We start from the raw sequence: 23,380 nt of genomic DNA on the forward strand, positions 1-23,380 counted from the left end.
CTGATTGAGGTGTCACCTTGTGTGTATGCCTTAACTATTTTTTCTCGCAAGTCGAGCGAGTACGGTTTCATTAGACTTCATTTGTGTACTCCTCTTACTGTACCTCATAAACTTGCAATAGGCTGTATTTACCTAAACAACGTAACCTTCATCAAATTGCCAGTCTTGGTCTTGATGAAAGCAGTGTAATTCAACTGGCTAAACTGCCACCATTGCATCGTGATCCGTTTGACAGAATGCTCATCTGTCAAGCATTACAAAACGGTTTGACCATTGCGACAGTAGATGCGGCAGTTCGTGCCTACTCAGTTAGCGTCTTGTAGCAGCGCAGCCCAACACTGCGTTGGTGCGGACGGTACAGAGGTTATTGGTGGGAGTTCAAGGTTATCTGCCGCCGCACAACTTCACCGTTAGATGGAGGCTTTCGGCACTAGGAGAATATATGGATTACGTTATTCGCAATGAAAAAATCGAAGACTACAAAATTGTAGAAGAATTAACAAGGAAGGCATTCTGGAATATTTATGTTCCCGGCTGTAAGGAGCATTATTTGGTTCATGTAATGAGAAAACATAAGGACTTCATTCCTGAATTGGATTATGTGATTGAAAAAGATAAAAAAATAATCGGCAACATTATGTATACGAAAGCGAAATTAGTAAGTGGAAACGGAAGAGAAAAGCTTATTTCGACATTCGGTCCCGTCAGTATTCTTCCTGAGTATCAAAGAAGAGGCTTTGGGAAAAGGCTGATTGAACATTCATTTATGAAGGCAAAAGAACTAAAATGTGAAGCGATAGTAATCTTCGGGAATCCAAGTAATTATGTAAACTTAGGGTTTAAGAGTAGTAGTAGATTTGATATATCCTTAGAGGACGAAATATATCCAAGCGCAATGTTGGCAAAAGAACTTATCGAAGGCTCACTAAAAGGCGAAAGATGGATTTATAAAGACAGCGATGTTTATAAAATCGATGAAAAAAAGGCAGAGGAATTCGACCTAGAATTTGAGAAAATGGAAAAGAAAATACAAGGAAGTCAAGAGGAATTTTATATACTTAGTAATTCAAGAATTATTAGGAATTCCATCTAACTATTTATTATACGGAAACTTTCCATATAATCTTTTTCTTGCTCGAGATATGTCAAGCATTACAGCTAACTCCTGTGTGAATATATGGAAAATTTCTTTTTTACATCCCTGTTCGGGAGTTATACCGAATTCTTCCGTATAAATACCCTTCCCGAGAGGATTATATAGAAGTTTTCCGTATATCCCTTGGTGTTATGCAGAATTTTTCCAGATAACATCCTGATCAGGAGTCTTAAACGGAATTTTCTGTATAACATCCTATGGAACAACGTCCGAAAAAGCTGCTTGAACAAGTACAAGACGCGATCCGTCTTAAGCACTATTCTTACCAAACAGAAAAAACTTATATTTACTGGATTAGACGCTACATCCTTTTTCATAATAAACGCCATCCGAAGGATATGGGAAGTGCTGAAATTGAAGCATTTTTAACGCATCTGGCGGTTCATGAAAATGTGGCGGCATCAACACAAAATCAAGCACTTCATTCTATTTTATTTTTATATCGAGAAGTATTAAAACAGGATTTAGATTTAAAGATTGATGCAGTACGTGCAAAGAAATCCAAATATTTACCAATAGTTCTGACAAAAGATGAAGTTTTCGCAACTATCCAACACTTATCGGGTGTACATCAACTTTTAATTAAATTACTTTACGGTACAGGGCTACGATTAAATGAAGGATTGAGCCTAAGAGTTAAAGATATTGATTTTGGTCAAAATCAAATTACAGTACGCGATACAAAAGGTAATGAAAGTCGAGTCACAAAGTATAGCTGAAGAATTAAAAATTCATTTACAAAGCGTAAAAATTTTACATCAACAAGATTTACAAAAAGGCTATGGTTCGGTTTATTTACCTTTTGCATTAGAAAGAAAATATCCCAGAGCGAAGTACGATTGGATTTGGCAGTTTGTTTTTCCTTCTGGTAGCATCTCTAGAGACCCGCGTAGTGGAGAAGTTCACCGCCATCATTTACACGAGAGTAGTTTACAAAAAGCCCTCAAAAAAGCAGTTCGTCAAGCAGGTATTCAAAAAAAGGTGGGTTGTCATACATTTCGACATAGTTTTGCTACCCACTTACTCCAAAACGGCTACGATATCCGCACGGTACAGGAATTACTTGGACATAAGGATGTCAAAACAACGATGATTTATACCCATGTACTTAACCGTGGTGGTAAGGCTGTTCGTAGCCCACTTGATTTGTAAAGAGTTGGTTGGCGTTTATGAACAACTGAAGTTTCCTACTCAGTAAAAATTTTGCGCTTCACGTTTTACAAATATTTCTGCAATAACAAGTGCAATTTCTCTTTTGTCGCCGCAGGTGCTTGATCGAGTCGAGTCAAAATTGCATATTTTAATGCGGAATGTGCTTCTGATTGCGGTGGATTCTGACTTAAGCGGCGTACTGTTTCTTGAATGACTTTTTGGGCATTTGTTGCGTTGCGTTGCAAGTTAGCAATCACCATTTCCACCGTAACGCTGTCATGGTCTGGATGCCAACAGTCGTAATCGGTCACGAGGGCTAATGTTGCGTAGGCGATTTCTGCTTCGCGTGCTAATTTGGCTTCGGGTAAATTTGTCATGCCAATGATAGTAGCGCCCCAGCTACGGTAAAGATGCGATTCGGCTTTAGTCGAAAATGCGGGACCCTCCATGCATACATAGGTTCCGCCACGATGTAGTGTGACATCGGGTAAGTTAAGAGTTGCGATCGCTTCTGCTAAAATTCCTGCCAGTTGATGGCAAACAGGATCGCCAAACGCAATATGCGCCACAACTCCTTCGCCAAAAAATGTTGAAATTCGATTTTTTGTCCGGTCAATAAATTGATCCGGTACTACCATATCAAGCGGCTTTACTTCCTCTTTTAACGAACCAACAGCAGAAGCGGAAATCAAATACTCAACTCCCAACTGCTTCATTGCATAAATATTGGCACGGAAAGGGAGTTCTGATGGCAGTAAAGTATGATTGCGACCGTGACGTGCTAAAAAAGCAACTCTTGTTTCTTCCAAAGTTCCTAATATCACTGCATCCGAAGGCGAACCAAACGGTGTAGATATTTGTACTTCTTCAATATCTTTAAGCGCATCCATCTTATATAAACCGCTACCACCAATGATTCCTATTTGAGCTTGAGCCATTTTAAATTAATGTATTACTGTAATTTTCAAGCTATTTTACCGAGAAATAAGCAATAAAAACGCACAAAAAAATACAACATAAAATATGTTAAAGTTACTCACAATATTTACATAGCTATTAGCGCTAATGGCTCTAGTTTTCACAACAAAAAACCGCTCAAGATTCTTGCGTTGGAATCTTGTAAGCGGTTCTACTAACTAGTTTTTGTAACTTTTGTTTAAACTGCTCCTGGTCCTCTACCACGAGTATCATCTTCCATTGTTAGTTCACCCTGCTTATCTTCATTGGCTTCAGCTAGTTCTTGTGCGCGATGAGCTTTATCTTGTTCTGCTTCTTGACTAGCATCACCTGGGGTATCGTAATACATTTCGGGTTCAACAGCGTAGTTGTTAGCTAAACCTTCTTGGTCTACCGTTGCTCCCCCTGTAACATCAATGCTTTCAGGGTCAGCTTGTTCATCGGCAGTATCTCGATAATCACTACCTTCGCGATCCATGCGTGCTGCTACTTCAGCTGGAATAATACCGCGATCTGCTGTAGAGGTTTCTAACTCTTCATTTCTTGTAACTTTTTCTTTAGAGCGTGCTTCATTTTCCATGAATTTTGCCTCAAAAAACTTATGTTTATGTAGTTTATTATGCTAAAACTCAGCTTATTTTACTGCATCTATCTTCAGTCTTAAGCCCATTAATCAGAGTTATTAATACTTAATAACTGAAATATCTATGCACTTTTTTTCCACTAAGTTCAATCTTGGCGTAATAGCCAAAAACCACTAAACGTTACATCAGAATTATCAGGCTGCACGAGTAAAAAATGCAATCCTTTGCTTTGCTGCTGCTTACGCTGTTCATAAATTTGAGCAGATGCAGAAACTTCTTGATCTTCAAAAGTTGCCACAATCCAGCGGTCTACTAAACCTGCTTCTAGCACTAATCCATCAGGAGTACCAGCAATATAGTTTAGCGTTACAGGATTTGCCTCTTGTAACCAACGAGCTAACCTCATCGATTGTCTTCCACCATAAATAATGACACCTGGAATACTGGTATTAGAAGCTAATCCTAACTGTAAGGGCATTAATGCTGGTGGCATATCCAAAATTGGGATAGGACGTTCTTGAAACGCTTCTTCTACGTCCTTGGCACTAAGTGCAGCGAAACGCCACTGTTCGCCCCACAGTTTTTCGGGTAGTGGTGTTGGTGGTGGTTTTTCAAGTGCTAAGAGATCGTAGGCTTCTCCTGTGTAATTATCCATGTTGCGGTAAAGAGGCGATCGCTCTTGCAACCATTGCTTTAAAGCATTCGTTCGTCGAGTTGCTTCTACAGTAATTCCGAGTTTTTCTCCAGCAGCGGTAATCAAACTGAGTGACTGCGGACGAAAAACCTGGATTGTATCTGGCAATTTATCTGCAACAAGCTGCAATTGTTTTACCAGCCACTGTGCATTGGCTTGCGACTGGGGACACAGGGCGACAAATTCAATTGTGCGAGTCAAGTCACAAACGAGTAACTCCCACAATGCTTGTCCACCTGCATCCTGTAACGGACGGCGATAAAAATCAGCCTGCCAAATAATTTGAGCCATTAGCTATCATGACGTACCTACCCAAATTGTACGAAGAAAAGCTAACTGCTAAAAGCTGACCTATACGATAACCTTAGCAAGAATTGGTACTACACTGGTAGCAATTTCTGGGACATAGACTTGCGATACATAGTCCGAGATCATGCGATCAGTGTTAAATAATGGCGCATTCGTTTTAATCGATGCTTTCATCATTTGAATCCACCGTCGAGGAATACCATCGGCATCGCGATCGTAATACAGTGGGGCGATTTCTTCTTCTAGCAACTGATACAGTGATTGAGAATCAATCCGATCTTGCACTTCCTGGTCGCTTGTATGTGCATCTTCGCCGATCGCCCAGCCATTTAATCCTTTACCATCAGGTCCAGTTTGATAGCCTTCACACCACCAACCATCTAAAACACTGCAATTAATTCCACCGTTAAAGCAGACTTTTTGCCCGCTTGTACCTGATGCTTCTAAAGGACGACGAGGGTTATTTAGCCACACATCAACACCTTGGACAAGTTTTTGACCAGTGTAGATGTCATAGTCTTCAATTAACGCAACTCGGTTTTGAATTGCGTTGTGGCGACACCATTCCATAATTCGTTGAATGATACGCTTGCCTTCTTCATCAGCAGGGTGTGCTTTACCTGCAAAGACAATTTGGATAGGACGTTCGGCGTTACCAAAAATCTTGATTGCCCGCTGCGCATCGCGCAATATTAGATCGCCACGCTTGTAAGGACTAAAGCGTCTAGCAAATCCGATAGTGAGTACATGGGGATCTAATAGTGTTTCTGTTGCTTGAATGTGTTCGTAGCTTTCGCCACGTTGTTCTCGCGCTTTCTTGACTCGAAAGCGCGTGTGCGCGATTAATCTTTCTTTGAGAACATGGTGTCGCCACCATAATTCCTCATCGGGGATTTCATCGACTTTTGCCCACATTTCTGGATGAATAACGCGGGTTTTCCAATCTTCACCCAAATACTTGGTATACAAATCTGCCATGAGGGGTGCAGTCCAAGTGGGTGCATGAACTCCGTTTGTAATGTGACCTATAGGAACTTTGTCTTCGGAACGATCGGGATACAAAATTGTCCACATCTTCCGCGAAACATGACCGTGGAGTTCGCTCACACCATTTGCTGCACGACACATCCGCAATGCCAATACTGTCATGCCAAAAGGTTCCCAAGGATCGCCGAGGCGTCTAGCACCTAAAGCCATAAATTGCTCACGAGACAGTTTCATTTGCACCCAGTAGTGAGCAAAGTAGGAGTCCATTAAGTCTCCAGAGAAGACATCGTGACCTGCGGGAACTGGGGTGTGTGTGGTGAAAACACAGCGATTGCGGATGCTTGCTTCGACATCGTAGAACGATTTACCTGTGCGTTCCATTTCTTGTCGCGCTACTTCTAGGGTGCAAAATGCCGCATGACCTTCGTTGAGGTGATACACTGAAGGCGCGATCCCCAGTGCTGTGAGGGCGCGGACGCCACCAATTCCTAAAACAACTTCTTGGGCAATTCGCGTGTCTTGGTTGCCACCATAAAGGTGTCCTGTTAACCAACGGTCAATGGGATCGTTGTCTTCGCGATCGCTATCTAGCAAGTAAAGACTGACTCGCCCAACTTGAGTACGCCAAATTTGGACTCTGACGCAGCGCTGGCGAACTTCTAGTTCGATTGTGAGGGGTTCGCCTTGGTCGTTTTTGATTAACTCCAAAGGCATTTTAGAAAAAGGATTGTCAACGTAGTAATCTTCTTGCCAACCACTCCGATTTAAGCGTTGACGGAAATATCCTTGGCGATACAGTAAGCCAATCCCAACCATAGGTACTCCTAAGTCGGAAGCAGACTTGAGGTGATCCCCAGCGAGAATTCCTAAACCACCAGAGTAAATCGGTAAGGATTCGTGAATTCCAAATTCGGCACAGAAATATGCAATCGGATGTTCTTGTGAAGTTTGTGGTGCAACTCGACTTACCCATGTATCTTGTAGCGCCATGTATTGGTCAAATTCTGCCACTAAAGATTGCAGTTGCTTGATGTAGAAAGGATCTTCTGCAAGTTGGGTAAGGCGTTCGTAGGAGGCAGATTCTAAGATGGCTGCGGGGTTGTGTCCGCAGTTTTCCCATTGTTCGGGATCGATGTTGCGAAATAAAGAGACTCTCTCAGTTGTCCAACTCCACCAGTAGTTGTATGCTAAGTCTGCTAATCTTTGCAGTGCCTGAGGTAACTTTTTACTAAGCTGTTGCGCAGGGGTCAATGCACCGTTATTCGTCATAGAGTTCTAGAAGTTATGCTTGATTCTCGTCGGTTGAAACCATGCCACATCATTCGCTGTTTCTCAGGGATATTAGCGTTCTTGGATTAAGCTTCTGAAAAACAACTGGTTTCCTGCTAGCTAGCATATTCTACAATAGGGTGCAGCGTGGGCAACTTTACACGCTTTTTATGCAAATATATTTTTGCTTTATCTGCAAAATCTTTCCATTTGTAAAATTTTATGTATAAATTAAGAGTTAAGCTATTTTAAAAGTGCCGGCTTGCTGTTGCTATTCGCAGTAAGATCAACGTCTAGCGCTGCAAAAGTGTACATCTAGATTAAATTAGTTAAATTGGCGAGTACAAGTAATTAATAAAACACTTGCCGTTATTAAATTGTCCACTAATCGACAAATGACGACTTATGAACCCTGCCCTGACTCAAATTGGCGACCAAATGTCCAACCTGACAGGCGTCAGGGCAATTATGAAGGATATTGTTGAAACGCTACAAGCTGGAGCAGGTCGAGAATTTATCAACTTGAGTGCAGGTAATCCGTTGATTTTACCTGAGGTAGAACAACTGTGGCGAGACTGTACAGCAGAACTTTTAGCAAGTGACGAGTACGGTGAGGTGGTTTGTCGTTATGGTTCAAGTCAAGGATATGGACCGTTAATTAAGGCGATCGCCAATGATTTTAATCGACGTTACAACTTGAAATTGAGCGATCGTAATATCCTTATCACTCCTGGAAGCCAAACACTGTACTTCTATGCGGCAAATGCTTTTGGCGGTTACTCTAGTGGTGGAGATTTAAAGCAAATCGTTTTACCGCTGAGTCCGGATTACACAGGTTACGGCGGTGTTAGTTTAGTTCCAGAAGCATTAATCGCTTATAAGCCGACTTTAGATATTGATGTATCGGCACACCGATTCAAATATCGCCCTGATTTTAGTCAATTGACAATAACCGAAAATACTGGTTGTGTCATTTTCTCGCGTCCGTGTAATCCTACCGGAAATGTGATGACGGATGAAGAAGTGAGAAAAATTGCGGCTTTGGCTGCACCCTATGATGTACCAGTATTTATTGATTCGGCGTATGCACCACCGTTTCCGGCGTTGAATTTTACGGAAATGACGCCAGTGTTTGGCAGTAATATTCTGCATTGTATGAGTTTATCAAAAGCAGGATTGCCAGGAGAACGGATTGGGGTGGCAATTGGTGATGCTAAGTTGATTCAGGTGCTAGAGTCTTTCCAAACAAATATGTGTATTCACCCGTCGCGGTATGGACAAGCGATCGCTGCACAGGCAATCAACTCTGGGGCGCTGGCAGAGATTGCTGAACGAGTGATTAGACCTTTTTACCAGAATAAGTTTACTGTCCTAGAAAACACGCTCAACGCTGCAATGCCGCAGGATTTGCCGTGGTTTTTACATCGCGGAGAGGGAGCAATTTTTGCTTGGTTGTGGCTAAAAGATTTACCAATTACTGACTGGGAGTTGTATCAACAGTTAAAGCAAGTTGGTGTGATTGTTGTTCCTGGTAGTACTTTCTTCCCTGGTTTACGCGAAAGTTGGTTACATAAGCAGCAGTGTTTGCGCATTAGTCTAACAGCAAGTGATGCGGAGATTGCAACAGGGATGCAGCGTTTGGCAAAGGTGACTGAACAGGTTTATCAACGTGCAGCTGTGAGTGCTTGATAGAGTTGATGACGAACCACGAAGACACAAAGAAGTTAGAACAAGAAGATTCAGGGTGGTTGGAAATTGGGAAGATTGTTGGACCTCAGGGATTAAATGGTGAGGTGCGGGTATATCCTAACACTGATTTTCCGGAAAGATTTGAGCAACCAGGAACGCGGTGGCTGTTGTGTGCTGGAGATGAGGAACCACGAAGAATTGAATTGTTGAGTGGGCGGTATCTAGCTGGTAAAAATCTCTATGTCGTGGAATTGTCGGGAGTAGACGATCGCAATCAGGCGGACGCTTTGCGGGGGTGTAAGTTGTTGGTTCCTGCGAGCGATCGCCCTGTATTAGGTGAAGATGAATATCATGTTTTAGACTTGGTTGGCTTGGCAGTCATTGTGCAGGAATCTGGAGAAAAGATTGGTGCTGTAGTTGATGTGATTGCTGCAGGGAATGATTTATTAGTAGTGAAGTTAGACCAAGAATATACTTCAACTCAAAACTCTAAGACAGTCTTAATTCCTTTTGTTAGAGAAATCGTTCCTGTTGTTGATTTACAAGCGCGTTGCGTAGAGATTACACCACCGCCTGGTTTGATGGAAATTTAAGATAGAGTATGAAGATTCGAGATGCGTTTATTTCAGACTTACCAGAGATTATTTGGATCTATAACGCATCGATTCCCACTCGCACAGCAACTGCAGATACTGAACCTATCAGTGTTGAGAGTCGTTTAGATTGGTTTGCTAAACATAATGCAGAATCGCGTCCTCTATGGGTGCTAGAAAGCGAACAAAAAGTGATTGCATGGATTGGTCTAACATCGTTTTATGGAGGACGCCCAGCTTATAATGCAACTGCGGAAATCAGTATTTACATCGCACCACAGCATCAAGGCAAAGGCTACGGCACAATGCTAGTTCGTCGTATGATTGAACATTGCCCTAGCTTAAACGTAAAGACGTTGCTAGCAATGTACTTCGATCATAATAATGCAAGTTGTCGCATGTTTGAGAAACTTGGTTTTCAGCAACAGGGACACCTGCCAGAAATTGCAGTTCTTGATGGCAAAAAATACGGGTTGATTATTGCAGCTTATAAGATTGCAGAGTGATGATGGTCAGTGAGAATTTACTTTGATGCAGTACTCGTGATTTGAATCTCACGTTAATACTTTTCAGCTCTTTGAGTATATTTACTGAGTTTTTATAAAATAGTTAACCAACTTCAATATTTTCTGTGAGGTAAGCCAAATACTTACTTTCATGCTTGACTCTATCTCACAATTAATTCTGTTGACTTACCTATGCTGTAGTTCAGTGATTCTACTCTGGTTTATTTTGTGATTTTATGGTTTTATATTCAGTAGTTTTACTGAAGAATGTGCTACAAAAACTTAAAAATATCTTAGTCCTGCAAAACACTGTTCGTATTCTATAACTGTTTTTTCGTTTTTTATAGTCAACAAAACTGATAAATCTAAAAGTGTAGAAATTACCTTTTTCAGATGTCAATTCAAAAACATATTTAATGATGAATTATAAAATTTTCTTGCACAGCTTAATTCTAGTGTATTTTGGAATAGCAACGTCTTTATTGCACTTACAGCAACAAGCAAGTGCTATGGTTGCCAAAAATCGGATTAAATTAATAGTAATTTTAGAGCCTGAAGTACCGCCTTTAGGAGCCGCATCCTTATATTTACCACCTGAAGAATTTGTGGCAAATAATTCTTTAAGAGCCAAATTGCGGAATGCCCGCTTACTGGCTAAACTACAAGAACAACGTAGTGACTATCAGGTGAGTAAGTTGCAGTTTAATTCTTCAGCAACAAGTATGAAAGTACCCCAGAACAAACTCAAAGGTAACTTTAAAAGAGTAGATCTGCAACATAATATAACTTGGCAACAGTCATTAATAAGACAAATGATTGTTTCAAAAATAGAAAAGTCACTAGAAACAATATGGATCAGCTTTTGGAACAAATTTTATTTTAATGGCTTTCGTGAAATTTCAGAAGCATCTGGACAAGATGTTTTTACTTTATACGATCAGATCAATATTGGCATACCTGTAAAATCGAATCCAAATAAATAATTTAAAATGACATGGGTTTAACTCAGTTCAGGACTATGTAGAACAAAATTATACCAAACGAAACTCGAAGCTAGATGTTAAGAGCATGTGGAACTGTAAGCCAGTTCTTGCGTCATGTAAGATTTTGCGTGTCTGTTTCGTGATGAGGGGAAATTTCTTTGAGGTTGAACTACTATATTCTTCCAGTCTTCTTATAGAATGGCTTAGCAGCCGCTTGTAGATCGTCGATCGTCACAGCCAGAAGCATGAGTCAATTCAACAACGCCTTTACTCTATTTTTAAGTCTGCTAGTAGAAGCAATGCCTTTTTTGCTATTAGGGGTGTTGTTATCTAGTGTCTTGTTGTTGTTTATTGATGAGCAACAGTTAATTACCAAACTTCCTAAAAACCCGTTACTGGGGGCTTTAGTTGGTAGTATGATAGGTTTTTTGTTTCCTGTATGCGAATGTGGTAATGTGCCAGTTGCACGGCGATTGTTAATGCAGGGAGTACCTACACCAGTTGCTATTGGGTTTTTATTAGCTGCGCCTACTGTTAATCCGATCGTTATTTGGGCAACTTGGACAGCATTTCGCGATCAACCAGAAATTGTTGTACTGCGAATTTTGCTATCACTCGTCATTGCTACTATTGTAGGCTGGGTGTTTAGCGTTCAAAAAGATCTCAAGCCTTTGTTACAACCAGCGATCGCTAAAAGTTGGGAATATAACTTTGTCCCCAAGCAAGAATTAAAAAAAGCTACGCCAACATCACCACTATTGCAATCTGGAACATTTTTACTGAATCAACCTGGTCAAATGGTGCGCATGGATGCTACTGTACTCCAGGCAAGTTTAGCAGCTACAGCTCCAAATAAGCCTTTATCTGACCGCCTGCGGTTATTAGTAGACAATACTATCCAAGAATTACGTGAATTGGGTGCAGTTTTAGTATTTGGAAGTGCGATCGCTGCTTTTATTCAAGTTGCTGTACCGCGCGAAGTGATTTTAAGTCTAGGCTATGGTCCAGTGACATCAATTATTGCCATGATGATCTTGGCAGCTGTTGTCTCAATTTGTTCTACAGTTGATTCTTTTTTTGCACTGTCTTTTTCTGCAACATTTACTAGCGGTTCGCTTCTAGCATTTTTAATATTTGGACCAATGATTGATTTAAAAGCAATTGGTCTAATGCTCTCAATTTTTAAGCCTAAAGCTATTATTTATTTATTTGCTTTAGCTGCACAACTAACATTTTTATTTACTTTGTTTATTAATTTGCAAATTATTTAATTGCTTATCATGATTGGCAGCAAATCCAAGCGCAAGCAAGCAAAATTAAGCCCTAATCAATCTAAAACTAGAGCTTGGCTTTTTACTTGGCTCGATGTATTGGCAATCGGTGCTTGGGGCATTTTAATGCTGAGGTATTGGCTGACAGGTAAGCTGAATTTACTGATTCATCCTGATTATTTTTGGCTAGTCATTTCCGGTGGTATTGGATTAATTATTATTGCAGCTAGTAAAGCCTGGGAACTGTTGCGACGACGCCGTAATAGTGGTACAGCAACACAGCACGTCACTTTATTTCCTCCTGGAATAAGTAGCAGTTTATTATTAGTTACGGCAATTATTGGTATGACATTTACACCTCGCGTTTTTGCAAGTCAAACTGCACTCGATCGGGGCGTCACAGATTCTTTAGGTGCAACAAGGGCGCAACCGCAAGCTTTCCGGAGTGCACGTAATCCTGAAGAGCGATCGCTGTTAGATTGGGTACGAACTTTAAATGTTTATCCTGAACCAGATGCATATACTGGACAAAGCGCTAAAGTACAAGGCTTTGTGATTCATCCTCCAGAATTGCCACCAGAATACATTTTGATATCGCGGTTTGTAATTACCTGCTGTGCTGCTGATGCTTATCCTGTAGGTTTACCAGTGAAATTAAGTTCATCTCGCCAAGCTTATCCACCAGATACTTGGTTAGAAATTGAAGGGACAATGATGACTGATACTCTAGCAGGTAAACGTCAGTTAACAATTCAAGCAACTTCACTGACACAAATTGCTGAACCAGAAAACCCTTATGAATATTAGTGAAGCAGCTAGTCACTAGTTATGAGTTATGAGTTATGAGTTTTGAATTTTGAATATATCGAAAGAGTATTTTCCTGTGCTTCTTCAACCTGACCTCTGACCCCTGACCCCTACTAGTATGTCTGTGAGTCGTAAATTTCTACAACCACTCGATCGCGTTGCACTCACCTTAATGCTAGTGTTGAGTGTTTTAATTGGACTGCTGTTATTACAAGGTGATGGTGTCGCGCCACAAGTGCGAGATTTTAGTTGGGATGGTAAAGCAATTGGCGCAGAAGACACGGCTTTTATTTTGAATTTTAGTCGTCCTATGGACACAAAGAGTGTTGAAGAAAATCTTCAGATAGATCCGCCACTACCAGGGAAAATAAGCTGGGCGGGGCGACGCATGGCGTATACACTGCTGACACCTGCACCTTATGGCAACTCTTATCAATTTAATCTACACAGTGCTAAAGATCGCCTTTCTGTAGCGGAAAACTCGCCAAAAGTGATGCAGCCATTTAGTAGCCGCTTTCGCACGCGCGATCGCGCTTTTGTTTATCTGGGCGTAGAAGAAGATGAACAAGGACGCCTTGTACTATACAACCTCTCACAACAGCAAAAAACAATTCTCACGCCCCGAGATTTAGTTGTGGTAGACTTCAAGCCATATCCTGATGGACAAAAAGTTTTATTTTCTGCTACTGAGCGCACAAATAGCCAAGACTTACTGAGTTCACAACTCTATACAGTAACTACTGGCATAAATTCTGACTCTGGAACCCAAATGACTCAAGGTTTTTTGGGCTTGCGCTTACCTTTTGACGCAACAGCTAACCCAGAACCACCTGGTAAAATAAATTTAATATTAGATAACAAAGAGTATCAAAATTTAAAATTCGATCTCTCTGCGGATGGACAAAAAATTGTTGTTCAACGCGTGAATCAACAAAATCCTGGAGAATTTGGGCTGTGGTTATTGCAAGAGAACAAAAAACCGCAGCAATTGAATAGCCAACCAGGAGGAGACTTTGTAATTACACCAGATAGCGCTTCTGTTGCAGTGGCACAAGGAGAAGGTGTCGGTATTTTACCGTTACAAACCGATGCTGAAAAACCACTGGATTTTCTGCCGGAATATGGGATGGTACTGAATTTTTCTCGCGATGGTGCGCAAGCAACGATGGTGAAATTTAACTCAGATTACACGCGATCGCTATTTTTGGTAACAAGCCAAGGAGAACCACAAGAACTGTTACGGACAACAGGCTCAATTAAAAGCTGTCAGTTCGATCCACTCCGCCAAAATCTTTATTGTCTCCTTACTCAGTTGCTAGAGAAAGAAGAGTACGAAGAACAACCGTATTTAGTTGCAATTGACTTGAAAACAGGCAATCAAAAACCTTTAGTGATTCTACCAGACCAACGTGACGTCCAAATGAGTTTAGCACCGGATGGTTTGGCAGTGTTGTTTGACCAAGTCGTAGCCGCAACAGATGCGGTCAATCCAGCAGCTGATGTACCGCGCACGAGTGACGGAGAAGCGATCGCAACGAGTCGTTTATGGTTACTTCCGTTGCTTTCACCTGCATCCTCGCCACAGCCTACCCAGATGCAACCAGAACAACTGCCATTACCAGGTTTTCATCCTCGTTGGCTACCTTAATATGTTGCAAATAGAAGAAAAGAATTGTTCTTTGCTTTTAGCTTATCTTCAATTAACTATGAGCCATAAGCTTTTAAAATAAGCAAACTATCATTAATCTAGCAGTTAATCGCTATTCCTTATATAAATAGTTAGCTCAATTTGATATAACAAGATAAATCTTTACTTAATACTCAACACAAATCTTTACTTAATGCTCAACAAATAACAGTTGACTAACCTAATTGTTTACTAGTTTACATTAGGGGAATTTGTTATATCTAATTGCAAATTAGATTCTTCCAATACTTTTTTTACCCCCTTGTTTTCTGAGCGGATACCTAATATCATGTCCATCTAATTGAACACAATAACTTTTTGCGTTGCCTTTAAGTATTCACGTACACATAATATCTCTGCTGACCGCTATCGCTGAACCATGAACCTTTGAATAAATTGTGACTAAAGTCACAGACAGAGGAGTTTCGTTAAACTTAGCATCCTGTCATCCCGCCATGTGCTACGAGTGCATCTGATAAATTAACTGATTTAGTCTTTCCTTAACCAGTCAATCAACTCACTCAAATGCAACAAATCGGATACTCTGTGATGCTAATGCGCTTGCCCAGAGCAAATTGCCTATGAATATGAAATTAACTCAAAAAGAAACTGATTTAGCAGGAATCACAACTTCCAGCCTGATGGAAGAAATCGAAGGCTTGCTAAGCGCGCCTGTAAATGTTGAAAAACTGGACAAACAAGAAGCAGTTGCTGTAATTCAAGTATTACGCTTGACAAATAGTAGGCTACTTAAAAGGGCGATACAGTTAGAACAAGCACGGGCGGAATGCAAAAAAGACTCACAGCTTCATCATCAAGAGCGATCGTTGCTACAAACACAGCTAGCACAGAAAATGCAGGAGTTAGAAACTGCGCAAGAACAAATTAAACTACTCAAGCAAGAACAGCAAGCACTTAAAGAAAAAAACCAGCAACAGGAAATTTTAAACGAAGGTTTAACAGTACAGTTACAAACAAGTCAAGAACGAGTTAACCAACTTGAACATGAGTGGTTATTAACTCAAGCAACTCACAACGAACAAACTTATCAGTTGCGACAAAGCGAAAGCACCTGCCAAGAACTACGCAACCGCCTGACACGTCAGCAGCGCTACACAATGCAACTGAAAGTCGCATTAGAAAAATGTCTCGATCAACCTGAAGCTAAATCTGAAGTTGAAAGCGATCGCATTTTTACGTATCAAGAATGCGAGCAAAAAACTGATTCATCGCATCAAGTGTCTTTCGCCCAAGTCGAACCAATTCCACCTTGGTCAATTCACGAATCAAAAATTGATTGTGAAGTGTTCGCTACACAGCCAATGAATGCTGTTGCGGAAGCGACAACAAATATCGATGAAACTTTAGTAGAAGCCTTCAAAGAGCAATTTCCAGAAGCGATCGTGCCCTTGGGACAAACTCCAGAAGAGCAACATAATGCTGTATTAAATTTATTGAGTGATACTTCGTGTGTTGAGGCTCAAGCCTCTGACAATGTTATTGAGGTAGTAGAAGTCACGACAGAGACATTAGATCAATCACAATGGCTTGAGGCTACGTTCGCAGAAGTGCTAGAAGCGCCTGCTGAGACTAACTGCGATCGCAAGATTCCTCACCATTCAGAATCTTCGTCAGTGTCATCTGAATCAACGACTGAATTTGAACCACTACCTACATGGGAAGAACCTGCTGATGTTGCTAATCCTAATTGGCCTTCACCTGTCTTGAATCCGTCGCGATCTAAAAAACGTAAGACTTTAGCTGCGATTGAACTACCAAATTTTGCCCATATTCGTTAAATATATAAATTAGTTGCGTGCAGGTATTCTCTCTTACCCTGCACGCACTTTGTTAACTTCTGACCTCTGACCTCTGACTGAGTGCTATATCTCGACTCGTATGTTGCTGCTGATAGGTCTGAGAATGCCCCATCCCAGCTGTCAGTTCATAATTATAGGCTAGTAGCTTTAACCATAAAGCAGGATAACGAGGTTCTAGCCAGGATTGTATTTGATGTAGAAAACCAGGAAACCAACTACTAAGTAAAGCACTGAATAAGGCAAAGAAGCCAAAGTTAATATAGTTACCAAGCCATCGCCAAATATCTTTTGGTCCGGCTAAATCCCAAATCCACAAAACTTGAGCGGGATTTTTTCTGGCTGCTTTCAGCGCTAAGCGATTAAAAGTTAACCAATCTACTCGATCTTTAATAAACGTATCAGCAACTTCTAGAGGTTCATCAGTTAACAAGCCAAAGAAAGTATTTAGCATTGAGTTAATGCGTTGAGGTGGTAAAAACCTCCCTGTGGGAACCATCATGCCTTTAGAAAATAGCCAGGTAACAGCAACGTTGCTTTGATAAGCACGGATTTGGTTCAAGTGCTGAAATTTCAGCAAGTCATGCTTTAAGGCAGTATCTAGTAGTGTTGACAATCGTTCTAGGTTGCGGACTAAGGAACCAAAGCCAGTAAAGACTAAAGGAGATTGCAGTGATGCCGCATCTCCAATCGCAATCAGGCGATCAAAAGCTACTGTGCGATCGCGGCTACTAGAACTAAAGTGACCTGGAATATAACCAAACGTGGCTTTCTTCCACACCAGCTTGTCTAAATCGCAGCGACGGTACTCTGGTAAAATTGTAAAAAAGTCTTCATACATTTCAAGTAACGACCCAGGATTAGCTGTATTCACTTGATGGTAATGGAATAGATAAATGGCAATATCTTCTCCTGTACCTGGAAACAACTCCCAAATCAGCTGTCTTCCGCGTGAAATGTCTCCATGACTATTTAAAACATCGCCATACTGCGAATCCCACACCTCTGGATCAAAACCATCAGAAATTACCGCACCTACGGTTGGGCAAACACTATCAAATGCTCGTCCGCCGTTTAACTGCCAAGCAATTGGGGAGGCTGTTCCCATAGCATCCACCAGCAAACGTCCAGTGGCTTCTCGCTCGCGTGTTGGCAAGTGCTTGACTTTTACTGTTAAGTGTGTATCTGCTATAACAGCATTGAGAAATTCCGTTTCATCCCAAATTTCTCCGCCAGCCGCTTGTAACTTTTCCCCGCACATCTGTAACAGCTTTTCTGCATCAAGCGCAACATTCAACACAGTTGGAGTATGTAACACAGGTGCTTTGAGATGATCCGGATTGTTGCCATCAAAAAACTTGTTAAACCCGTCTTTGTATTCACGGGCGATGATACTTTCACATTCTGCTGGAGTTAACAAGCCTAAATTGATCAAGCTTTGTAATTCGGCGCGAGAAATATTCCACTCGCGATTCATTCTGCCAAACGGTAAGCGCTCAATCAGCAATACTTTGTAACCTAGCTGTGCCATCACCGCCGCATGAATAACGCCTAATGCACCACCTATATAGATCAAGTCATAAGTAGGTATTAGTGGCTTCTGATGAATGGGTACTTTTTTAAAAATGACTTGCTGTGGTTGTTGCGGATTGCGGACTCCTTCGCGCCATCGTTTTTCCCACCAATAAGCGCGGGTTAAGTCATACTCTCCTTGAGGAAATTTTTGAAAATATTTGACAGTTAAAGGATAATTAGGAGCTAGTGCCTCAAAAATTGACTTGTCGCCAATTTCAGGTGGTTCTGGATAGTGATGTGGAAACCTAACTCGTAGTTCAGCCGTCAGATATTGGAGAATTTGCTTTTCATGGGGTAAAGCTCGATCGCCCCAGCGGAAAACTTTAAGATACGTTGTACGCTGTACTGACCAGACAAAAGCGGAGAGTTCAGAAGGCATTTTATCTGCCGAAAAGTCAGAAGTAGACGTTACCGGAGATAAATTTTGGGGCATTCTCAATCGCAGCCCTTCAGAAGTGATAATTTTTTCCCCTACTTCCGGTACCCATTCCGTTTGCAGCCAGCTTCGGACATCTGCTGTATCTGGTGTGGGAATTTCTATGTAAACAAGTTCTCTCATTTTGCTGATCTTAACTCCGAGTTAATTATTTATGCAGATAGAGTTGACAAAATCACAGTTTGCGCTAAACTTCCCCTTACGAGTTAGCTGAGAATTTATTTAAGAAAGTTTACAATCTAACTAAGTTTATTAAAGTAATTCCTATTTGTGTGAAAGTACGCCATGCATTATCCCATTCCTGCTAGTCCCGAAGAAATTGTCGACCTGCACCAAGAACCTGTAAATGAAGAATTAGTTGCAGCTGCGATCGCTGGTGTGATTAAAATTGTCCGTGCCCAAGGTCAATCTTTAGAACAGTTAACTGCTCAAGTGCTAGCTGATGACAGCTTACTTGATGTCCAGCAACGACGCTGGTTAAGTGATGTTGTTGCCCAAGCTTGGGATAGCTTCTCTTAAACTGGGAAAAGACGACTTGAGTAAGACAAACTAGATGCGATCCCGACTGATTTCGCTAGTATTCCGCATCAGAGTTGCAGGAATTTTACTGGCGGGCTTATCTTTATGGATATTTGCCCAAATTGCAGACGAAGTTTTAGAAAAAGAAAGCTACGCGCTTGATACTAAAATTTTGCTAACAATTCGACAATTACACAATACTTGGCTCGATCAAGCGATGATAGGGGCAACATTCCTGGGCGATCCAGTTGTGTTATTTATTGTTTGCTTGGTTGTAGGACTTTGGTTGTACAGACAGCATCGTTCAGAAGCAACAACAATAGGGATTGCAGCAGTCGGCGCGGTATTACTTAACTATTGGCTTAAGCAACTATTTAGTAGACCAAGACCAGCTTTGTGGGAACGTATTGTTAATGTGAGAGATTACAGCTTTCCTAGCGGTCATGCAATGGTGTCACTTGTGATCTACGGTGTCATTGGCTATGTCCTAACAACTCACTTCCCGCGACACCAAAAGCTAATAACTAGCTTAACTATTTTACTTGCGATCGCAATTGGCTTTAGTCGAATGTATCTTGGTGTTCATTGGCCTACTGATGTTGTCGCTGGTTATGCTGCAGGCGCAGTTTGGTTAGTCGCTTGTATCCTTAGCTTGCGAATTTGGCGTCAACGTCGCCGTCGTCATGCTTATACTAAAGATTCGGTTTCTGCTTCTCGATAAAATCTTTTGCGTAAGAAAGTGCCCTTTAAACAGTGTAGCGAGCGCATAACAAAGTCAGGGTTTTATAATTAAGTCCGCGCACCATCTAGGCAAGGTTTGTTTAGTTACGAATTTATTCGCGATCGCATTCTAGAAATTTTAGGAAAAGTCCTTGCCACTAGTGTAGTTACTCCTTACTGCTGATATAACATCAGTTCGACAGTCGCTAAGCGTCTAGTCTAATTAGTAACAAAGTATACCTAACTGGTGAGCGCTGCCATGAAGACAAGGAGTACTGCAAAAGACGGTTTGAGAAACAACGTAGAATACTATGTCTTAACGCACTTCAAGTGGTTGTGGGATTTAGTTCAAAAAAACGGCTATCTCAAGCGCAAAATTAATAAATATCTAATCAACAATGCTATTTACAAAATTCCGACTCGTCCCTATCCTTTCAGCACGATGGCATCTTATACATCATGGGATTCATTAACTGATAGAAAATACAGTGGGCGTCATTTACCGCCAGTTACTAGGGACTACAAGAAATTACCATTACCCGAAACCATTGCTGAAACGCTATTTTTGCGTAAGAGAAAAGAGATCTTATCGCCCAAATCTACGCTGTTGTTTTCCTACTTTGCTCAGTGGTTTACTGATGGTTTTTTACGAACTGATAGAAATAACAACTTAAAAAATACTTCTAACCACGAAATTGATATCAGCCCACTGTATGGCTTGAATAAAGATATTACTAACATCTTAAGATTACATCAAGGTGGTAAGCTACGTTATCAGACAATAGATGGAGAAGACTATCCTCCATACTACTTTGAAAACGGACAAGTCAAAGCAGAATTTAAAGAATTACCTCCACCAATTTTTCGTGAAGAATGGACGACTCCAGAACAAAAAAATCACCTATTTGCAATGGGTAATGAACGCGGAAATGTCCAGATTGGTTATGTAATGATGAATACCCTATTTTTGAGGGAACATAACCGAATTTGTGATGTTTTAGCACAAACTTATAAAGATTGGGATGACGAACGACTTTTTCAAACTGCTAGAAATATTGTCATAGTACTACTCCTTAAAATCGTCGTTGAAGAGTACATCAATCACATTACTCCGTATCACTTCAAGTTTATTGTCGATCCAACTGCATTCACAAACGAGAAGTGGTATCGCCAAAATTGGATGACAGTGGAATTTAATTTGTTGTATCGCTGGCACAGTCTTGTACCGAATAAAGTTGTGCTTGATGGTTCAGAAATTCCTATAGAAAAAACACAGTGGAATAACGACTTAATTACAAGTAGAGGTTTAGGAGAATTATTTGATGCAGCTTCTAGACAACCTGCAGGTGACATCGGATTACACAATACTCCCTATTTTATTCTCAATACTGACATCAACAGTATTAAATTAGGGCGCGATGCTCAATTAGCAAGCTACAACGATTATCGGGAGATGTGTAAATTTCCCAGAGTGACAGATTTTAATCAAATTACTGAAGATGAAGGAACACAAAAGGATCTCAAAGCTTTATACGGTCATGTAGATAACATTGAATATTACGTAGGACTTTTTGCGGAAGACACCCGTGAAAATTCTGCTTTGTCTCCTTTAATTGGCAGACTTGTTGGAATTGATGCATTTTCTCAGGCACTGACTAATCCCTTACTTGCTGAAAATGTGTTTAATGAAAAAACTTTTTCTCCGATTGGGATGAAAATTATTCAGGATACTCACAATCTTTCAGATGTGCTTCATCGCAACATTGCACTAACTGATCAGCGCTTTCTTGTCTCTATGACGCAAGTCAGTTGAAAATGATATTACCGAGTTTGCACCTTTGATGTCGGTTTGAGAAATAGCCAGCTGACAAAAAAGAAGGACGCAGTAGATAACTGAATGATGTCTATTGCCGATAGATAACCATCTGAGAATGAAGCAATAGTTCTATCTGTAATACCAAATAGCCAGGAGGACGTACCTAACAGCCATATTCCGTTTTTGAGGTTTCCGAGGAAGATAGCAGCATCTGCTGATTGCTGATTGTTCATAAATTTGACGCCTTGCGGTCAATTAACGCTTATTGCACTGTTCAGGAGTCAGCAGGATCGCGATCCTCTTTACTCGCTTTGCCTCCCCAGGTTAAGAAATATTTCGTTTCTCCGCCATTAACCTAAAGAAGTATTTCATGTACTTGACAAATGTTGAGTTTGTAGCTTCCTTGACAACGAGCAGGAAATACTTTTCTACTGGCATTTTCAGGACAGTAGTTAGTCACTTATGCAAGGTTTTTGACCATAAGTAACATACTTAAAGAGGAATTTACCGTTTTTTAATCTCTACCTAAAGATAGTAGGCAAAGTTTGTCATCTATTAACAGATAGACTAAAAGCTGTTTTACAAAGTCAGTTAACTTGATTGAAGGTGAAATAGCCTTGGGTGCAAGCAGGTAAGGTGCTTACCCCACGTAGAATATTTATTTTGATTGTGCTGGATGCTTAATAAACGTGTGACAGTAGTAGCCAATTATGCCTACAGATACTACTTTCTTAACAAAAAGCCCAGTTGAATAAGAATGTGGTTAATCATCAATAATGCATGACAGCAGTTGAGCTAAACAATTTGTCTCAGACGACTTTAGAAGCGCGATCGCGTTCATCTCAGCACCAAAAGCAATCGCCTCAACCAAATCTTGGTTTAGTCTGTGTCACCTTTTCCAAAGAGGTGCGTTTCCGCACAATAACGCGCACTCGTTATCTCAAACTCAGTGAAAGCGAACGGGAGAATACTCTAAAAGATATTTATACAGATAATGTCAACCGTCTCCATAAAGCACTTTCATTTTGTCAGCAACACGATATCAAGCTTTATCGCGCTTCCTCAAGTTTGTTTCCCCTAAACGATTGGGAAGATGAAATTGGGGCACAGGTGTTAGAACAAATGCGGGATGAGTTGGGTAAAATCGGACAGCGTGCCTTAGACTTAGGCATTCGGATTGTGCTGCACCCCGATCAATACGTTGTATTGAGTTCTGATTCTCCCACCGTTGTGCAATCGAGTATTCAAATTTTGCAAAGGCATTCAAAAGATTTAGACTTATTAGGATTACCGCGATCGCATTGGTCGTTGATGAATATTCACGGTGGTAAAGCGCAACGCCCAGAACAACTAATTCAAGTTGTCAATAACTTACCAGAAGAAATTAAAAATCGTTTAACATTCGAGAACGATGAATATGCTTACAGCGCTAAGGAAATTTTAGAAGTATGTCAAAGCACTGGCGTTTCAATGGTGTTTGATGCTCATCATCATATCTGTCATGAAAAATTAAGTAGCTACGAAGATCCTTCGGTAGCTGAGATGTTTTACGCAGCACGCGATACTTGGGAAAATCCAGAATGGCAATTAGTACATATATCTAACGGTGAAACCGCCTTTAACGATCGCAAGCACAGTGACTTAATCTCTCTGATGCCAAGTGTCTATCGCGAAGCCCCCTGGATCGAAATTGAAGCTAAAGCTAAAGAAGATGCGATCGCTTTGTTGCAAAAAGAGTGGCTAGTGACTAGTGATTAGTTTTGAGATTTGAGTTTTGGCAGTAAATACCGATTACCAACCCTAACCAAGTAATTTAGATGTTCCTGTACTGACAGAAAATAGTATGAATAATA

General features: G+C 40.8%; 21 protein-coding genes. 15 read left to right on the forward strand and 6 right to left on the reverse strand.

Annotated features, from left to right (window positions below):
- Positions 1 to 370: 370 nt before the first annotated feature.
- The 3 genes from IQ230_RS21105 to IQ230_RS28105 all read left to right on the forward strand — a co-directional run bounded on the left by IQ230_RS21105 (position 371) and on the right by IQ230_RS28105 (position 2,308).
- Positions 371 to 1,093: a GNAT family N-acetyltransferase gene (locus IQ230_RS21105; protein ID WP_322742518.1), complete on the forward strand. Its 723-nt coding sequence runs from the start codon at positions 371 to 373 to the stop codon at positions 1,091 to 1,093.
- 260 nt (positions 1,094 to 1,353) lie between these two features.
- A complete protein-coding gene (locus IQ230_RS28100) occupies positions 1,354 to 1,875 on the forward strand; it encodes a phage integrase N-terminal SAM-like domain-containing protein (protein WP_439566266.1) in 522 nt (173 codons plus the stop codon).
- Positions 1,847 to 2,308: a tyrosine-type recombinase/integrase gene (locus IQ230_RS28105; RefSeq protein WP_439566267.1), complete on the forward strand. Its 462-nt coding sequence runs from the start codon at positions 1,847 to 1,849 to the stop codon at positions 2,306 to 2,308. Before IQ230_RS28100 ends, IQ230_RS28105 begins: the two co-directional genes overlap by 29 nt.
- A 65-nt stretch (positions 2,309 to 2,373) precedes the next feature.
- Here IQ230_RS28105 and IQ230_RS21115 read toward each other — a convergent pair whose 3' ends face one another.
- From IQ230_RS21115 to glgP, 4 genes are all read right to left on the reverse strand, one after another.
- Positions 2,374 to 3,246, reverse strand: coding sequence for an S-methyl-5'-thioadenosine phosphorylase (locus IQ230_RS21115; protein WP_193934217.1), 873 nt, complete (start codon positions 3,244 to 3,246; stop codon positions 2,374 to 2,376).
- Between the two features lie 218 nt (positions 3,247 to 3,464).
- Positions 3,465 to 3,845 carry a hypothetical protein gene (locus IQ230_RS21120; RefSeq protein ID WP_193934218.1) on the reverse strand — a complete coding sequence of 127 codons (381 nt, stop codon included), beginning with the start codon at positions 3,843 to 3,845 and terminating at the stop codon, positions 3,465 to 3,467.
- Positions 3,846 to 3,994: 149 nt separating this feature from the next.
- Entirely contained in the window at positions 3,995 to 4,834 is an 840-nt protein-coding gene (locus tag IQ230_RS21125) for a Tab2/Atab2 family RNA-binding protein (protein WP_193934219.1), read from the reverse strand.
- Positions 4,835 to 4,894: 60 nt separating this feature from the next.
- Positions 4,895 to 7,108 (reverse strand): alpha-glucan family phosphorylase, encoded by a 2,214-nt coding sequence (glgP, locus tag IQ230_RS21130; RefSeq protein WP_193934220.1) that lies wholly within the window; start codon positions 7,106 to 7,108, stop codon positions 4,895 to 4,897.
- Positions 7,109 to 7,513: 405 nt separating this feature from the next.
- Here glgP and IQ230_RS21135 point away from each other — a divergent pair, with 405 nt between their 5' ends.
- The 8 genes from IQ230_RS21135 (at position 7,514) to IQ230_RS21170 (ending at position 16,443) form a co-directional block, all read left to right on the forward strand.
- Positions 7,514 to 8,797, forward strand: a complete 1,284-nt coding sequence (locus IQ230_RS21135) for a valine--pyruvate transaminase (RefSeq protein ID WP_193934221.1) — start codon at positions 7,514 to 7,516, stop codon at positions 8,795 to 8,797.
- 8 nt (positions 8,798 to 8,805) lie between these two features.
- Positions 8,806 to 9,390 (forward strand): ribosome maturation factor RimM, encoded by a 585-nt coding sequence (gene rimM, locus IQ230_RS21140; RefSeq protein WP_193934222.1) that lies wholly within the window; start codon positions 8,806 to 8,808, stop codon positions 9,388 to 9,390.
- 8 nt (positions 9,391 to 9,398) lie between these two features.
- Positions 9,399 to 9,896 carry a GNAT family N-acetyltransferase gene (locus IQ230_RS21145; RefSeq protein WP_193934223.1) on the forward strand — a complete coding sequence of 166 codons (498 nt, stop codon included), beginning with the start codon at positions 9,399 to 9,401 and terminating at the stop codon, positions 9,894 to 9,896.
- A 416-nt stretch (positions 9,897 to 10,312) separates the two neighbouring features.
- Positions 10,313 to 10,879 (forward strand): hypothetical protein, encoded by a 567-nt coding sequence (locus IQ230_RS21150; RefSeq protein WP_193934224.1) that lies wholly within the window; start codon positions 10,313 to 10,315, stop codon positions 10,877 to 10,879.
- A gap of 245 nt (positions 10,880 to 11,124) precedes the next feature.
- On the forward strand, positions 11,125 to 12,150 hold the full coding sequence (locus IQ230_RS21155) for a permease (RefSeq protein WP_193934225.1): 1,026 nt from the start codon (positions 11,125 to 11,127) through the stop codon (positions 12,148 to 12,150).
- A 9-nt stretch (positions 12,151 to 12,159) separates the two neighbouring features.
- Positions 12,160 to 12,957: a TIGR03943 family putative permease subunit gene (locus IQ230_RS21160; protein WP_193934226.1), complete on the forward strand. Its 798-nt coding sequence runs from the start codon at positions 12,160 to 12,162 to the stop codon at positions 12,955 to 12,957.
- 118 nt (positions 12,958 to 13,075) lie between these two features.
- Complete coding sequence (locus IQ230_RS21165) at positions 13,076 to 14,605, forward strand: TolB-like translocation protein (RefSeq protein ID WP_193934227.1); 1,530 nt, start codon at positions 13,076 to 13,078, stop codon at positions 14,603 to 14,605.
- A 620-nt stretch (positions 14,606 to 15,225) separates the two neighbouring features.
- The gene (locus tag IQ230_RS21170) at positions 15,226 to 16,443 is read left to right on the forward strand and encodes a coiled-coil domain-containing protein (RefSeq protein ID WP_193934228.1); all 1,218 of its coding nucleotides are present in this window, start codon (positions 15,226 to 15,228) and stop codon (positions 16,441 to 16,443) included.
- A gap of 52 nt (positions 16,444 to 16,495) precedes the next feature.
- Here IQ230_RS21170 and IQ230_RS21175 read toward each other — a convergent pair whose 3' ends face one another.
- On the reverse strand, positions 16,496 to 18,595 hold the full coding sequence (locus tag IQ230_RS21175) for an NAD(P)/FAD-dependent oxidoreductase (protein ID WP_193934229.1): 2,100 nt from the start codon (positions 18,593 to 18,595) through the stop codon (positions 16,496 to 16,498).
- A gap of 162 nt (positions 18,596 to 18,757) precedes the next feature.
- On the opposite strand from IQ230_RS21175, the gene IQ230_RS21180 reads away from it, so the two are divergent.
- The 3 genes from IQ230_RS21180 (at position 18,758) to IQ230_RS21190 (ending at position 21,524) form a co-directional block, all read left to right on the forward strand.
- Complete coding sequence (locus IQ230_RS21180) at positions 18,758 to 18,991, forward strand: hypothetical protein (protein ID WP_193934230.1); 234 nt, start codon at positions 18,758 to 18,760, stop codon at positions 18,989 to 18,991.
- 34 nt (positions 18,992 to 19,025) lie between these two features.
- The gene (locus IQ230_RS21185) at positions 19,026 to 19,712 is read left to right on the forward strand and encodes a phosphatase PAP2 family protein (protein WP_193934231.1); all 687 of its coding nucleotides are present in this window, start codon (positions 19,026 to 19,028) and stop codon (positions 19,710 to 19,712) included.
- Between the two features lie 258 nt (positions 19,713 to 19,970).
- Positions 19,971 to 21,524 (forward strand): peroxidase family protein, encoded by a 1,554-nt coding sequence (locus IQ230_RS21190; protein ID WP_193934232.1) that lies wholly within the window; start codon positions 19,971 to 19,973, stop codon positions 21,522 to 21,524.
- An 8-nt stretch (positions 21,525 to 21,532) separates the two neighbouring features.
- On the opposite strand, the gene IQ230_RS21195 is transcribed toward IQ230_RS21190, so the two are convergent.
- Entirely contained in the window at positions 21,533 to 21,760 is a 228-nt protein-coding gene (locus tag IQ230_RS21195) for a hypothetical protein (protein ID WP_099700191.1), read from the reverse strand.
- Between the two features lie 547 nt (positions 21,761 to 22,307).
- Here IQ230_RS21195 and uvsE point away from each other — a divergent pair.
- A complete protein-coding gene (gene uvsE / locus IQ230_RS21200; RefSeq protein WP_193934233.1) occupies positions 22,308 to 23,285 on the forward strand; it encodes a UV DNA damage repair endonuclease UvsE in 978 nt (325 codons plus the stop codon).
- Positions 23,286 to 23,380 lie beyond the last annotated feature (95 nt).

Source organism: Gloeocapsopsis crepidinum LEGE 06123 (genome assembly GCF_015207655.1).
Classification (GTDB): domain Bacteria; phylum Cyanobacteriota; class Cyanobacteriia; order Cyanobacteriales; family Chroococcidiopsidaceae; genus Gloeocapsopsis; species Gloeocapsopsis crepidinum.

Coding starts and splice junctions, on each gene's coding strand:
- IQ230_RS21195 (WP_099700191.1), bottom strand. CDS start 21,760: ATGAACAATCAGCAATCAGCAGATGCTGCTATCTTCCTCGGAAACCTC.
- glgP (WP_193934220.1), bottom strand. CDS start 7,108: ATGACGAATAACGGTGCATTGACCCCTGCGCAACAGCTTAGTAAAAAG.
- IQ230_RS28105 (WP_439566267.1), top strand. CDS start 1,847: ATGAAAGTCGAGTCACAAAGTATAGCTGAAGAATTAAAAATTCATTTA.
- IQ230_RS21170 (WP_193934228.1), top strand. CDS start 15,226: ATGAATATGAAATTAACTCAAAAAGAAACTGATTTAGCAGGAATCACA.
- IQ230_RS21175 (WP_193934229.1), bottom strand. CDS start 18,595: ATGAGAGAACTTGTTTACATAGAAATTCCCACACCAGATACAGCAGAT.
- IQ230_RS21125 (WP_193934219.1), bottom strand. CDS start 4,834: ATGGCTCAAATTATTTGGCAGGCTGATTTTTATCGCCGTCCGTTACAG.
- rimM (WP_193934222.1), top strand. CDS start 8,806: ATGACGAACCACGAAGACACAAAGAAGTTAGAACAAGAAGATTCAGGG.
- IQ230_RS28100 (WP_439566266.1), top strand. CDS start 1,354: ATGGAACAACGTCCGAAAAAGCTGCTTGAACAAGTACAAGACGCGATC.
- IQ230_RS21185 (WP_193934231.1), top strand. CDS start 19,026: ATGCGATCCCGACTGATTTCGCTAGTATTCCGCATCAGAGTTGCAGGA.
- IQ230_RS21165 (WP_193934227.1), top strand. CDS start 13,076: ATGTCTGTGAGTCGTAAATTTCTACAACCACTCGATCGCGTTGCACTC.
- IQ230_RS21160 (WP_193934226.1), top strand. CDS start 12,160: ATGATTGGCAGCAAATCCAAGCGCAAGCAAGCAAAATTAAGCCCTAAT.
- IQ230_RS21190 (WP_193934232.1), top strand. CDS start 19,971: ATGAAGACAAGGAGTACTGCAAAAGACGGTTTGAGAAACAACGTAGAA.
- IQ230_RS21115 (WP_193934217.1), bottom strand. CDS start 3,246: ATGGCTCAAGCTCAAATAGGAATCATTGGTGGTAGCGGTTTATATAAG.
- IQ230_RS21145 (WP_193934223.1), top strand. CDS start 9,399: ATGAAGATTCGAGATGCGTTTATTTCAGACTTACCAGAGATTATTTGG.
- IQ230_RS21155 (WP_193934225.1), top strand. CDS start 11,125: ATGAGTCAATTCAACAACGCCTTTACTCTATTTTTAAGTCTGCTAGTA.
- uvsE (WP_193934233.1), top strand. CDS start 22,308: ATGACAGCAGTTGAGCTAAACAATTTGTCTCAGACGACTTTAGAAGCG.
- IQ230_RS21120 (WP_193934218.1), bottom strand. CDS start 3,845: ATGGAAAATGAAGCACGCTCTAAAGAAAAAGTTACAAGAAATGAAGAG.
- IQ230_RS21135 (WP_193934221.1), top strand. CDS start 7,514: ATGAACCCTGCCCTGACTCAAATTGGCGACCAAATGTCCAACCTGACA.
- IQ230_RS21180 (WP_193934230.1), top strand. CDS start 18,758: ATGCATTATCCCATTCCTGCTAGTCCCGAAGAAATTGTCGACCTGCAC.
- IQ230_RS21150 (WP_193934224.1), top strand. CDS start 10,313: ATGATGAATTATAAAATTTTCTTGCACAGCTTAATTCTAGTGTATTTT.